Origin of the sequence: Negadavirga shengliensis, assembly GCF_042652345.1 — a bacterium.
In the GTDB taxonomy this organism is placed as follows: Bacteria; Bacteroidota; Bacteroidia; order Cytophagales; family Cyclobacteriaceae; genus Negadavirga; species Negadavirga shengliensis.
The window spans coordinates 164004-178263 of sequence record NZ_JBHSJJ010000009.1; the positions used below are offsets into that span (position 1 = coordinate 164004).

Annotated in this window: 10 protein-coding genes; 7 read left to right on the forward strand and 3 right to left on the reverse strand. The window is 46.5% G+C overall.

Annotation, left to right across the window (positions count from 1 at the left end; genetic code table 11):
- The first annotated feature begins 200 nt into the window (after positions 1-200).
- Entirely contained in the window at positions 201-560 is a 360-nt protein-coding gene (locus ACFPFU_RS16265) for an arsenate reductase family protein (protein WP_377065935.1), read from the forward strand.
- A 74-nt stretch (positions 561-634) separates the two neighbouring features.
- On the opposite strand, the gene ACFPFU_RS16270 is transcribed toward ACFPFU_RS16265, so the two are convergent.
- The gene (locus ACFPFU_RS16270; protein WP_377065937.1) at positions 635-1462 is read right to left on the reverse strand and encodes a CvfB family protein; all 828 of its coding nucleotides are present in this window, start codon (positions 1460-1462) and stop codon (positions 635-637) included.
- Positions 1463-1736: 274 nt separating this feature from the next.
- On the opposite strand from ACFPFU_RS16270, the gene ACFPFU_RS16275 reads away from it, so the two are divergent.
- From ACFPFU_RS16275 to ACFPFU_RS16285, 3 genes are all read left to right on the forward strand, one after another.
- Entirely contained in the window at positions 1737-3170 is a 1434-nt protein-coding gene (locus ACFPFU_RS16275; protein ID WP_377065939.1) for an alanine/glycine:cation symporter family protein, read from the forward strand.
- An 82-nt stretch (positions 3171-3252) separates the two neighbouring features.
- Positions 3253-5556 (forward strand): acyl-CoA dehydrogenase family protein, encoded by a 2304-nt coding sequence (locus tag ACFPFU_RS16280; protein ID WP_377065941.1) that lies wholly within the window; start codon positions 3253-3255, stop codon positions 5554-5556.
- A 21-nt stretch (positions 5557-5577) separates the two neighbouring features.
- A complete protein-coding gene (locus ACFPFU_RS16285; protein ID WP_377065943.1) occupies positions 5578-7347 on the forward strand; it encodes an SLC13 family permease in 1770 nt (589 codons plus the stop codon).
- A gap of 19 nt (positions 7348-7366) precedes the next feature.
- On the opposite strand, the gene ACFPFU_RS16290 is transcribed toward ACFPFU_RS16285, so the two are convergent.
- Both ACFPFU_RS16290 and ACFPFU_RS16295 read right to left on the reverse strand, forming a co-directional pair.
- On the reverse strand, positions 7367-8626 hold the full coding sequence (locus tag ACFPFU_RS16290) for a mandelate racemase/muconate lactonizing enzyme family protein (protein ID WP_377065945.1): 1260 nt from the start codon (positions 8624-8626) through the stop codon (positions 7367-7369).
- Positions 8627-8633: 7 nt separating this feature from the next.
- Positions 8634-9587, reverse strand: a complete 954-nt coding sequence (locus tag ACFPFU_RS16295; RefSeq protein ID WP_377065947.1) for an SMP-30/gluconolactonase/LRE family protein — start codon at positions 9585-9587, stop codon at positions 8634-8636.
- 257 nt (positions 9588-9844) lie between these two features.
- Between ACFPFU_RS16295 and ACFPFU_RS16300 the strand changes: the two genes are divergently transcribed.
- From ACFPFU_RS16300 to hrpB, 3 genes are all read left to right on the forward strand, one after another.
- Entirely contained in the window at positions 9845-10990 is a 1146-nt protein-coding gene (locus ACFPFU_RS16300) for a Gfo/Idh/MocA family protein (protein ID WP_377065949.1), read from the forward strand.
- A 73-nt stretch (positions 10991-11063) separates the two neighbouring features.
- Entirely contained in the window at positions 11064-11570 is a 507-nt protein-coding gene (locus ACFPFU_RS16305) for a DUF2911 domain-containing protein (protein ID WP_377065951.1), read from the forward strand.
- A gap of 114 nt (positions 11571-11684) precedes the next feature.
- Complete coding sequence (gene hrpB, locus ACFPFU_RS16310) at positions 11685-14159, forward strand: ATP-dependent helicase HrpB (RefSeq protein WP_377065953.1); 2475 nt, start codon at positions 11685-11687, stop codon at positions 14157-14159.
- Positions 14160-14260 lie beyond the last annotated feature (101 nt).

Genomic DNA, 14260 nt, shown 5'->3' on the forward strand with positions numbered 1-14260 from the left:
GGTGATCCAAAAAACAACGATTCATAGGCGCCGGCTCACAGCATATGTTGTAGTTAAAATCGGTGGTAAAAACATGATTATATCATATTCAATTATTAGTTATAACCATAATATTTATCTTAAATAGTAAAAATACCAGTATTTATTTTTACTTTTTGATTTAAATAGCTATATTTTAACCAACTTAAACCCACAGTAACATGAAAATGCATCCCAATGAGCTGTTCTTTTACTACAATCCTGAGCATGATGTAGATAAGAAAATGAGGGCATACACACGTTCCATTTCGAAATATGTCAATGAAATCAATATCCAAAAAGAGCGGATCACAACCACAGGTTGGCGGATTATTCTGGATAAATTAAACCTAAGACCCAAAGATCTTCTTAACAGGGCCCATCCGGATTATCAGCATCACATTGCTCACAAAACCTGGGATGATGAAAGCTGGCTCCATATCCTCGTGAATTTTCCGCACCTGATCAAAGCTCCCATTGCCATCAAACGGGAAAAGGCGGTATTCTGCAATAAGCCTTCTGAAATTTTAAAACTTAGATGATTCAACGAAAAATAAACCGGGGATTGATCAGGGTAAAATTCGGTGATTTTACCCCTGATGGTGCATGAGGTATATTAAAGCAGCGCTATCCCCTTGTCGGTAATATTAATGATTTTTTTCTTATAAAGCTGGCCTATAGATTGTTTAAAATGCTTTTTGCTCATCCCCAATATCCTTTGGATTTCATCTGAAGGCGTTTTGTCGTGTAGGGGAAGAAATCCATCTTTGCGAAGCTTCTCCAGAATCCTCTCCGCTCCTTCTTCATATTTTTGCCTTCCAATTGGGGTCAGTTGCAAATCCAACTTACCGTCATCCCTCACTTTTTTAATAAAAGCCCTGACTTTTTTACCCAGCTGAAGAGGTTCAAACACCTCATTTTGATATAACAACCCTTCAAAACGGCCTTCTATCAATACTTTATATCCCAAATCGGTTTTTTCAAATACCAGCGCTGCCACCTCCTGGCCGGTTTCAAATCCTCTGGTATCCGTATAGATAAAATCCTTGTACTTGGTGACGCCTATGAGTCTGTCGGTACGATGGTCCAAGCATACCCTGACCAGGTGTTTTTCCTCTTTAAAAACGGGTCTGGCCATTTCTGCCTTTGGGACAAAAAGGTCTTTGCTCAATCCCCAGTCCACAAACGCCCCAAAACGGGTTACTTCTTTGACCTCCATCACCGCAAACTCGTCCAAGAGGGCAATGGGCCTTTCCGTAACCGCCACAGGCCTGTCCTCACTGTCCGTATACACAAAAACCTCCATTAAATCACCCTCCTTCTCATTTCCCTGCAAATAACGTTTGGGCAGTAAAACCTCTCCTTCCTCACTCAGTTCCAGATAAGCCCCATGCTCGGTAAATCGGCTGATGGGTAACTTGGATATAATGCCTAGCTCTATCATTGTTCGAAAACTTTATTCGGGCCGGAGCCCCCTTCCCTCACAAAAGCACCGTCTGCTGCTTTTTCCAACAAAGGTACACAAATTCCCAGGTTTGGGCCAGATTTATTGAAAAGACAAAAAGGAACCGGCCAAAAACAGGTTTTGGTCAATATCATTAACGGAAGGATGCTGAATCAATTAAAGGCTTATGTCAACTGTTCACTTTTTTTTAAACTGAAATCCGATTCTTAAAGAAATTGTCTTTCTTTGTGTTAAATTGGAATCCTCCTACCCTATGGAAGAAATCGTAAGAAATGTAAACGATATTGTTTGGAGCAACGCACTTATTGTCCTCTGCTTAGGCGCCGGTATTTATTTTTCCATCACCACCCGTTTTCTGCAACTGCGATATTTCGGAGAAATGGTCAGGCTGCTGTTTGGAGGCAAAGCTTCTGACAAAGGCGTGACGTCCTTTCAGGCATTTGCCATTGCCATTTCGGGCAGGGTCGGCACCGGGAATATTGCCGGAGTGGCCACAGCCATTGCCATGGGGGGGCCGGGTGCGGTTTTCTGGATGTGGGTGATTGCTTTTCTGGGTTCAGCTTCAGCATTTGTGGAAGCTACCTTAGGTCAGATGTTCAAGGAAATCAAAGGGGGACAATACCGCGGAGGCCCCGCCTTCTATATTGAAAAAGGGCTGGGAATGAGAGGGTATGCCATGCTTTTTGCTTTTACCACGATATTGAGCACAGCGTTTTTTCTTCCGGGCGTCCAAAGCAATAGCATCGCGCTGAGCATGCAAAATGCTTTTGCGGTACCTGTTTGGGTCAGCGGACTTGTCATCTGTGTTTTCCTGGCCCTTATTATTTTCGGTGGGGTGAAACGCATCGGAAAAGTGGCAGAAATCGTGGTTCCTTTTATGGCCGGGGCTTATATTCTTATGGCCATATTCATCATGGTATTGAACATCACGGAAATACCCCGAATCATCTTTCTGATCATTTCATCGGCCTTTAATTTAGACGCCACATTCGCGGGAGTATTTGGATTGGCAATTTCCTGGGGAATAAAAAGAGGAATTTACAGCAACGAGGCAGGCCAGGGTACCGCTCCCCACGCAGCGGCTGCCGCTGAGGTCAGCCATCCTGCCAAACAGGGACTTGTCCAGGCATTTTCGGTCTATGTGGATACCCTATTTATCTGCACCGCCACTGCATTTATGATCCTTTTTACCGGTCAATATAACGTCGTCGATCCGGAAGGAGGGTTTATTGTTGAAAACCTACCCGGTGTTTCTTTTGGACCGGAATTCACCCAAAACGCCATCAGTGTGCACTTTCCCACCCTCGGCGCCGGGTTTGTAGCCATATCACTTATGTTTTTTGCTTTTACAACCATTATGGCCTATTACTACATTGCAGAAACCAACCTCAGTTACCTGCAAAAAGACAACAAACGAAAATGGCCCATCAACTCCCTGAGGATACTGCTTTTGGTCGCTACTTTTTATGGAACTATCCGAACTGCTGAACTTGCCTGGATATTGGGGGACATCGGTGTCGGCATGATGGCCTGGCTCAATGTCATTGCCATCATTATGCTCAGAAAACCTGCCCTTAAGGCTCTAAAAGACTATATAGCACAAAAAGAAGAGGGCATGGATCCGCAGTTCGGATCAGATACCCTGGGGGTTAAAAACACCGAAGAGTGGGACAAAATAGAGGCCTGATAAATCTGGATCAATTTTTGGATGGCGCATAAAATGATTAACTTATCCGCGTGATAACAACCATAAACCTGATCCGCAACCCATGCAAAACATCCTTTCCGATCAATCCGGTAATGCTATAGCCCTCTTACCGACTTTATACGTCGTCTGGTCAGATGCAGTACTAAGCTCCAGGGAATTAAAGACTTTTCAGGATTTTATACGCAGGGTTTCCTGGCTTGACGAAAATGATCGCCAAATGCTGCAGGCCAAATTAAGCTATAATGCCCCGCCTACGCGGGAAGAGATGGAGCAGTGGCGCCTGGCTATAAAAAAAAACATTAACGAGGACACGGAGTACAACAGTTTGGCTTCTATCGGGGTTGATCTCGCCCAGAACCGGTCACCTAAAGATATCCCCGAAAATGATCAGATCAAGTTCAAAAATGATCTCTTGACCTTGGAAGAGGATCTTGGGATCATTGGCAAATCTGCTATCTATCTTTTTAAATCCAAACATCCCACTGTCACCACGGCATACAGCACAGAAGAGGCTTTTGACATCCCGAAGCTTACCTCGATGCTGGATGGCAACCAACAACCCTTGATCAAGGAGATTAAAAAATTACTTTCGGATCCGACTTTTGCCTACGTAGATCCCGCTGACATTACGGCATACAGAAACCAGGTATTGGATTGGTGCAAAATACTGGCTGACAAGGGTTATGGTGCGGTCGGTTATCCCAAAGCATATGGAGGGTCAGGGGATATGGAGGCGTATTTTACCGTCATGGAAACGTTGAGCTACCATGACCTGAGTATGGTCATCAAATTTGGCGTTCAGTTCGGCCTTTGGGGCATGAGTATCCTTTCCTTGGGAACGGAAAAACACCATCAAAAATACTTAAAAGACGTGGGCTCATTGAAGCTGCCAGGCTGCTTCGCCATGACAGAAACCAACCATGGTTCCAATGTGAAAGGAATAGAAACCACGGCCACTTACGATCAAAACCACCGGACCTTTACCATCCATACACCCCATTTGGATGCCAGAAAAGAATATATCGGCAACGCGGCCCTGCATGGCAGAATGGCCACCGTATTTGCCAAATTAATTATAAATGGACAGGACCATGGGGTAAGTGCCTTCATCGTTCCGTTAAGGGATGAATCCGGATCCCCTCTTACCGGTATCCACATCGAGGACTGTGGCAGAAAAATGGGCCTTAATGGTGTCGACAACGGGCTGATTGCCTTTGATCAGGTGGTCATCCCGCAAGAAAACATGCTGGATCGGTTTTCCCGTGTCAACGAAAACGGGGAATTCGAAAGTCCAATCGCCAGTGACAACAAGCGGTTTTTCACCATGTTGGGAACGCTGGTCGGCGGAAGAATAGGCATTCCACGCTCTGCGCTGGCTGCTTCCAAGTCAGGGTTGACCATCGCCATACGTTATGGAGACCAACGAAGGCAGTTTGGCCCCGAGGGAGGCACAGAAGTTCCTATCCTGAACTACCGCATGCATCAGCGCAGGTTAATCCCGTTGCTTGCCAAAACCTACGCCTGCCACTTCGCCCTTCAATACGTCACCGAGAGGTTCCTTAACCGTACAGAAGAAGAAATGCTGGAAATAGAGGCACTTGCCGCCGGCATGAAATCATATGTGACCTGGCATACTACAGCTACCCTCCAGGAATGCCGCGAAGCCTGTGGGGGAAAGGGTTATCTTTCCGAAAACAGGATGGATGCTTTAAAAAATGATACCGATGTGTATACTACTTTTGAAGGGGATAACACCGTCCTTTTCCAATTGGTGGCCAAAAGCAGGCTCAGCGCCTACAAGGAACAGTTTGAAAACATGAACCTCTTTACCATCATCAATTATGTGGCCTTGAGAACCAAAACGTCGCTGACGGAAAAAAATCCCCTGATCGTGCGCAACGTGGACGAAAAACACCTGCTGGATCCTGATTTTCACCTGAGTGCGTTTGAATACCGGGAAAATGATGTATTGGACTCCGCCGCCAAACGCATCAAAAGATTAATAGATGAAGGGATGGATCCTTTTGACGCTATGAATGTATGCCAGCACCATTTGATTACCGTAGGCGAGGCTTATATAGAACGTATTATTCTGCAGCGGTTCAGTGAAAGGGTTAACCGAACGGAAGACAAGGATATCAGGAAGGTGCTTACTAAACTATGTAATTTATTTGCGCTCTACCAGTTGGAAACCCATAAAGGCTGGTACCTGGAACAAGGTTATATGGATGGGGTAAAAACCAAGGCCATCCGGAAAATGGTCAATCAACTGTGTTGGGAGATACGGAAAGATGCCGTCCCCTTGGTCGATGCCTTTGATATCCCCGATCCGTGTTTAGCTGCCCCGATTGCCATTCCATCTTAGTACCATTTTTTATACAATTCAATGGCACAAATCCTGGTTTTCATTACCCTCGGCTTGGCGCTGATATTGTTTATTTGGGGCAAGCCCCGGTATGATATCGTGTCTATTCTGGCTTTGGTGTTCCTTACCTTGGCGGGGGTCATTCCCTATGAAGAGGCTTTTCTGGGCTTTGGTCACCCAGCTGTCATCACGGTAGCAGCAGTACTTGTTGTCAGTGAAAGTCTTGAAAAATCCGGATTGGTAAACCTAATCGTAAGGTTGATGGACAAGGTAGGCAGTAACACTACTTTGCAAATAACTGTCATGTGCCTCGTTGTGGGCATTGCGTCAGGGTTTATGAATAATACCGGCGCATTGGCGATTTTTATGCCTGTAGCCATCCAATTGTCTCACAAACACGGATATTCGCCTTCCTCCGCATTAATGCCCATTGCTTTTGCCTCCCTGCTCGGGGGAATGGTTACACTGATAGGCACGCCTCCCAATATCATTATAGCTGCTTTTAGAGCGCAAGGAGGAGAGGGTGCCTTCAGCATGTTTGATTTTGCTCCTGTTGGAATAGGGTTGACGTTGATAGGATTGCTTTTTTTGTCTCTTATAGGATGGAAGGTGCTTCCAAAAAGACAACCGGAACGGCAGGGGGAGGATCTTTTTAAAATCAATAACTATATTACCGAGGTACGGATTGGTCAGGAAGCTACAATAGCCGGGCAAACGGTAAAAGATATCACTTCAGAGAAGGATCTTGACATCAAAGTTCTGGGTATCATAAGGAATAAAGAACGCATTCATGCCCCGGGGCCCTACAGAAGTTTAAAAGTAGACGATATTCTAATTCTGGAATGCGATACCGCGGATCTGGAAAAGTTTCTGGACAGCACAAAAACGGAATTGGTAGGCGATGAGACTTTGTACAATCGCCCCAAAGGTGGTGATGAAATCGTGATCATGGAGGGAATAATCCAGGAAAATTCTCCCTTGATTGGTCAGACAGCCTCCAGTCTGCACATGAGATCCCGGTATGACGTCAACTTATTGGCATTAGCCAGAAGTACCATAACCATCAGACAGAGGATTGATCATGTGATATTTCAATCCGGAGATGTGCTGCTGCTTCAGGGAAGAGAAAGGGAAATGGGAGAAATTTTCAATCTCATGCAATGCTATCCCCTGGCCAGGCGAAGTCTCACCATTGGCAAACCAAAAAGGACCATATTTGCGCTCGGGCTATTTGCCTTATCCGTTGCCGCAGTGGTGATGGGCTGGGCACCGGTGGAAATTGCTTTTACCTTGGTTGCGGTCTTGATGGTGATCCTGAAGGTTTTGCCCATAAGAGACCTCTATACGAGCATTGACTGGCCGGTGATCGTCCTGCTGGGAGCCATGATTCCCGTAGGCACCGCATTTACCACGAGCGGGGGAGCGGAAACCATTACCCAGAAAATCCTCTTCATTTCCGAGTCTTTCCCCCCTTGGCTGATATTAGGAGTGATTATGATGGTGACCATGACGCTTTCAGCCGTCATCAATAACGCCGCTACCGTGGTACTGATGGCTCCCATAGGCATCAAAATTGCTGATGTTTTGGATCATTCCATCGATCCGTACCTCATGGCCATCGCCATAGGTGCTTCGGCTGCTTTTCTTACCCCGATCGGCCACCAGTCCAACACCCTGGTAATGGGGCCCGGTGGTTACAAATTCAGCGACTACTGGAAATTGGGCCTGCCCTTATCGATCATTATATTGGCTGCCGGCATTCCTTTGATCTTAACTTTCTGGCCATTGTAGGCCCTGTTTAAGATAGAAGTTATACCACTTCTTTGTGTTTGTTGATAAAATCGGGATCTATAATGACTCCTGAACCCGGTCCTGTAGGTACCTTGACCACGCCTCCTTCACTGGTCAGGGGGGAAGTAGGACACTCCAACGGAAGTTCATTGTTAAAACCTTTGAACTCATGGTAGGGCCCTGCATTGGGTACAGCTGACACAAAATGCATCATATAAAGATACCCCAACCCTCCTCCGGAAATATGGGGCGTGCATTCTTTTCCCTTCGCCGCAGCCATTTTGGCGACTTTCATGGACCTTACCATTCCCCCAAAATAATAGATATCCGGCTGTACTATCTGAAGGGCATCATGTTGGATGAGCCACCGGAAAGTATGCATACTTGCCTCCTGCTCACCGCCGGCAATGGGGACGTTCAGGGCTTCCGCCACCTGGAGGGTTTCTTCATACCAATCAAACGGAACCGGTTCTTCATAAAAATCGTACCGATAGGCTTCCATAAGTCTGCCGATCCTAATAGCCTCATCGGGTGTATATGAGCCGTTGGAATCAGCATAAATAACCATATCATCACCAAATGTCTTTCTGACCAAGGGGATCAATTCTTCTGTCCTGCCAGGGGGATAATCCGCGTTTTTGCTCATTCTTCCCCCCACTTTGAATTTCAGTGCCCTGGCTTGTGTCTCCTCCACGTTCTGTCTGATCCGTTCTACGGATTCCAGGGCAGATTTACCCCGGTAATTGTTTGCCTGGTACACGGCAACCTCGGAGTGATAGACATCTCCAAGCAGATTACCGATGGATTTTTGGGACAATTTCCCTAAAAGGTCAAGAACAGCAAATTCAAGTGTGGCCAAGGGGACCCAAAATGCCAGGTTCTGAAGTTTATAATTGCTTTGATAAACATACACTTCTTCTAAAAGCTGTTCCCAGTTCCTTACATCCTTCCCTATAAAAAAAGGCTGGATGCGGTTTGTGAATATGGGGTAAAGATGGACCATTTGGAAATTGTTGCCCACCGACAATCCTTCTGCCCCGTCTTTTGTCCTTACCCTGCAAAGAAAATTGTCTTCAAAACGGAGAAGTTCTACGGACTCAAGAATCACCGGCTCCTTGAGAGCGGATAAATCCAAAACAGGTTCTTCCAAAATCCTGTCCAGTTCACTGTAATCCGTTTGCCGGATTTTTCCCTGTCCGGTTTTATATAAAGGCAATCCTGTTGTCGGGATCAAAGCCCCCAAAGCCGTTTTTTTAATAAAATCTCTTCTCCTATTCATCCGTTGATCATTGTTGTCCCGAAGTCTTTAACTGAATGCTGTACACTCCTGTCCTGGCGGTCACATATAGGGTTTTCATATCCTCATCGCCGAATGCACAGTTTGCCGGTGTCTCGGGAAACCTGATGGTGCCCAGATGCTTTCCCCCATGGGAGAAAACAAGAACTCCTCCGGGGCCGGTAGCAAAAACATTACCGTCCCCATCCACTTTAATTCCATCGGGAGAACCCTGTCCGGATATGGTGGAAGCGTTGAAAAAGAGACCCGCTTTGTTCAGCTTTCCATTCTTTTTCAAGCTGTATTTCATATACTTTTTGGGTTGATCCGAATTGGCGATGTAAAGCGTCCGTTCATCGGGGGAAAGGGCAAGGCCATTGGGACGGTACAGGTCGTTGGAAAGCAGTTCCAGCTTTCCTTTGTGAAAGCGGTACACGCCGTTAAACCCAATCGTATCCTCTGCGTCTTCAGGTAACCCATAGGGTGGATCTGTAAAATAAATGGCTCCGGAGGAGGCCACGATTACATCATTGGGACTGTTCAACTTTTTCCCCTGAAAGCGGTCCACCAGAACGGTGTAGTTCCCATCTGCATCGAGCCGGCTGATACACCTCCCACTGTGCTCTGCCATGATCAATGCACCATCCGCATCAAAGGTCAATCCGTTTGCATTGTTGCTGGGATTCCGGAAAGTCTCCCCCCCCCCGTCCGGGCTCCACTTAAATATGGTGTTTGCGGGTATATCGCTGAACAACAGGTAACCCTCCTCCTGGTTCCAGACAGGCCCCTCTGTGAATCTAAAACCATCCGCGACTTTCTTTACTTCAGCATCAGGGTCTACCAGTTGCTCCAGGGCGCTATCCAGCACCAGTACAGCTCCATCTTGGCCATTTGCCAAAAAAGCAATAAAAAGAAAGCCTATCACGGATGTGTTATAACGAAGGGAGTAAAGTATTTTTTTCATCGGTAAGGTAATTAGGTTATTTTAATTTGATTATAATAGTCAAATCAGGATCTTCAGCCAATAATATATTTAAATATAAAATAAAATATGGAATCAGGCCAGCATAAAAGCCAATATAAGCCATGCCGGACAATAAAAACCTGAAAATGTTGAAACTGGGAATGCGCTTTCCAAACAAAAAGAAGAAAGATTGAATCTTTCAAAAGTTGATTCTATCTTTAACCCTTATCTTTTAACTTTAAGCACGCATAAAACACATGAAAAAAATCAAAGTAGCCGTAGTAGGGACGGGTTTTATCGGACCTGCCCACATTGAGGCCTTAAGGAGAATCCCCAATGTTGATGTAGCCGCCCTCTGTGAAGCCAACATGGAGCTTGCCGAAGAAAAAGCCGCCATTCTAGGGATAGAAAAGGCCTACCTTTTTGAGGACATGCTGAAACAAGAAGACATTGACGTGGTTCACATATGCACCCCAAATTTTCTGCACTATTCTCAATCCAAAGCAGCTTTGGAAGCGGGAAAACATGTGGTATGCGAAAAACCCCTGGCTACCAAAATAGAAGAAGCCGAGGAACTGGTAGCTTTGGCAAAAGAAAAGGGGTTGGTCAATGCCGTCCATTTTAATCTTCGCTATTATCCTATGGTAAGACAAATGAAAACCATGAGGGAAAGCGGGGAGCTCGGGGATATTTACAGCATCATGGGTTCTTACCTTCAAGACTGGCTGTTTTTACAAACAGACTACAACTGGCGTTTGGAGCCGGACAAGTCCGGGGATTCACGGGCGATAGCGGATATCGGTTCCCACCTGCTGGATCTCACCGAATATGTGACCGGCCTCAGCATCACAGAAGTCATGGCTGATTTTTCCACCGTCCATAAGACCCGTCTAAAACCCCTCAAACCCGTGGAAACATATACCGGAAAAATGCTTCAACCGTCCGATTACAAAGAAGTCGAAATCAACACGGAAGACCATGCTACCGTCATGTTAAGGTTTGACAATGGCAACAAGGGCTCGGTAACGGTAAGTCAGGTGAATGCCGGGCGAAAAAACCGCTTGAATATAGAAATTGCAGGCTCAAAAGCCAATTTTGAATGGTGTTCGGAAAGACCCAATGAACTTTGGATCGGCAAGCGGGAAACCGCCAATCAGCATTTGATGAAAGATCCGTCGTTATTTTCCCCCGAAGCTGCCAAACTGATAAGCTTCCCTGGCGGACACAATGAAGGTTTCCCGGATACCTCCAAGCAGATGTTCAAAGAGGTTTATGCAGCTGTAGCGGAGGGGAAACAACCTGAATCCCCCTCCTATCCGGCTTTTGCGGACGGATTGAGGGAATTGGTGATCTGTGAAAGAATCATCGAAAGTCACAAGAAGCAAGCCTGGGTTAAAATTTAATGCAGCCACAAGCCGCAACCCTCCAGGCAGATAACGCGTTTCATTATTTGATTTAACCTTAAACCAAACCATTATGAACACTTCGTCCATCAAAATGCTGGGGTTATCCAGTATCCTCATGTTATCCGTTGTGTTCCTGTCTTTCTGTCAGGAACGTGCCAGTCCTCCCAAGACGGCTGAAGGCACTGTCAATGGCGCCAAAATCACCATCAATTACAGCAGTCCTGCCGTAAAAGGCCGGACCATCTGGGGAGATTTGGTTCCATACGGAAAGGTATGGAGAGCGGGAGCCAATGAGGCCACCATCTTTGAAACCAGTAAAGACATCAAAGTGGAAGGACAGCCATTACCGGCCGGAAAATACAGCCTTTTTGTGATTCCTTCTGAAGATGAAAGCACAGTGATCTTCAACAAGCAAACCGGCCAATGGGGTACACAGTACGACGAAAGCCAGGATGTCCTAAGGGTCCCCATTCGTGGGAGAGAGAATAATTTCGAAGAAAACCTCACTTATGAGGTTCTTTCCGATGGCTTTGAACTGAGATGGGCTGATGGAGCAGGAAAAGTGAATATTGAATGACGTACCCAGTCTGTATCATTGAAAAAGCCGGAATTTTATCCGGCTTTTTTATGCATTTTTTTACATTTGCAACCGTTTTCATCCGTTACATAAGAGCCAACAGATCCGATTATATTGATTTCTCCTGACCAGCTCCCGATATTTGATGTCATTCCTGAAATCCAGGAAAGACTTGCCCGGGAAAACACTTTGGTACTCCATGCTCCTCCGGGTGCCGGAAAAAGCACGGTGCTACCGCTTTACCTGACAGGTGAAGAATGGCTAAAAGGCAAAAAGATACTGATGCTTGAGCCCAGAAGACTGGCAGCGGTAAACATAGCCCACAGGATGGCCGGAACTTTGGGAGAGCAGGTAGGAACAACCGTGGGCTATAGGATAAGGTTTGATCATAGGGTTTCCCAAAAGACCAAGATAGAAGTACTGACCGAGGGAATCCTAAACCGGATGATCCACCACGACAATGCCCTGGAAGAAATTGGCATGGTAATTTTCGATGAATTCCACGAACGCAGCCTGTTCGCAGACGTGGGCCTGGCCCTGTGCCGGGAAATTCAGCAAATACTCCGTCCGGACTTACGTATCCTGGTCATGTCCGCTACCTTGGATACAAGTAATCTGACAAATCTTTTAGGATGTTCATCGGTTTCCTGTCGAGGCAAGCAATACCCGGTGGAAACAATATACACCGAAAACACCGATCTTTCTTTTTTATCTGAATATTGCATAAAAACGATACACAGGGCCATGAAAGAACAAGAAGGAGACGTCTTGGTTTTTCTTCCCGGTCAAGGCGAAATCAGACGTGTAAAGGACATGTTCCGAACCTCTTCACCGGACATTGCTGTATACCCTCTTTATGGCCAACTACCCCTTTCAAAACAACAGGCAGCTATTCTCCCCCACCCTTCAGGAAAAAGAAAGGTGGTACTGGCTACTTCCATTGCCGAAACCAGTCTTACGATAGAAGGCATAAAAGTGATCATCGACTCAGGATATACCAGATCTTCCCAATTTGACCCCAAATCCGGACTCTCAAAACTGGTGACTTCCACCATAACCAAAGATGCGGCTGATCAAAGGGCCGGAAGGGCCGGAAGACTTGGGCCGGGTACCTGCTACAGAATGTGGACCAAAGCGAGCCACGAAAAGCTTCTCCCCTTTCGAAAACCTGAAATCCTGGAAGCCGATCTGACTTACACTGTACTGGATCTGGTAAAGTGGGGAAAGGACGATTTAAATGATCTATGCTGGTTGACCCCACCTCCTGAAGGAGCTGTGGCACAAGCCTTTGATCTGCTGCATCAACTTGATGCACTGGAAAACGGAAAAATAACCGCTCATGGCCAGGCTATGCATAACCTGCCTTGTCATCCCCGGATCGCACACATGCTGTTGCGCGCGCAAGGCAAAGAGGAACAGCTGCTCGCTGCGGACCTGGCAGCCATCCTGGAAGAAAAAGATCCCTTGCCTGAATCACTAAGCGTAGATGTTAATCTCCGCATAGAAGCCTTGCGAAGGTTCAGAAAGGAGTCTGGCAAAAACAAAAAATTTCTGAAAATAGAGAAAGTATCGGAAGTCTACCGAAAACTTCTCCACCTCCCCCAACCTGACAACGGACCGGTAGACCCCTACAACTCCGGCAAATTACTGGCCCTGGCATTTCCGGAAAGAATAGCAGCCGCCAGACCCGGCAACCGGGCCCAGTTCCAATTGGCCAATGGAAAAACAGCCTTTTTTGATCACAGAGACGACCTGTCTTCCGCACCATGGATTGCAGTAGCACAGATGGACGCCCGCGACTATCTGGGGAAGATTTTTTTAGCTTCGCCTCTGGATCCGACCGACCTCAGGCCTTTCGTAAAGCAGGAAGAAGAAATATATTGGGAAAACCAAAAAGGCCTTCAAACTAATCTGGCGGTGAAAATAGGTCACATCAAACTTCAAACCAAGCCGCTTCCAAACCCCGACCCCAAACTGGTGGAGAATCTTATTTTGAAGGTCTTGCGGGAAGAAGGTGAACGTTTGCTGGCTTTTGATCAGGACATCCAAAACTGGCAGAACAGGGTGTTGAGCCTTAAAATATGGAATCCGGCCCAGGACTGGCCGGATGTAAGCATCCAGCAAATTCTCGACCATGCGGATTTTTGGCTGGCAGGCCACCTTGACAGATTAAAAAGCCCTGATGATATGAGAAAGCTCAATTTGATGGATATCCTTCCTTACCGCCTGGATTATGCCCTACAAGGGGCATTGACGGAGTTGGCACCGGAGCGGCTCACCGTTCCGAGCGGCTCAAACATCAAGCTGCAATATTCCCCCCACGGCGATCCCCCTGTGTTGTCCGTTCGGCTGCAGGAATTATTTGGGTTAATGGAAACACCCCGGGTAAACCACGGCAAGATCCCCATACTGATCCATCTGCTGTCTCCCGGATTTAAACCTGTTCAGGTTACCAAAGATTTGAAAAGTTTTTGGAACCAAACCTATCATGAAGTAAAAAAAGAATTGAAGAGGAGATACCCAAAGCACTATTGGCCGGACGACCCTTTTGCTGCGGAAGCTGTCCGTGGCGTGCGCCGACAAGGCTAGAAACCTGCCTTCGGATCTAATTATCTAAAATTCGAACAGGGCAAACCTGCGTGACAGGTGGAATTATTATACCCGGAGATTTCCATCTCCGGGCCCTAAGG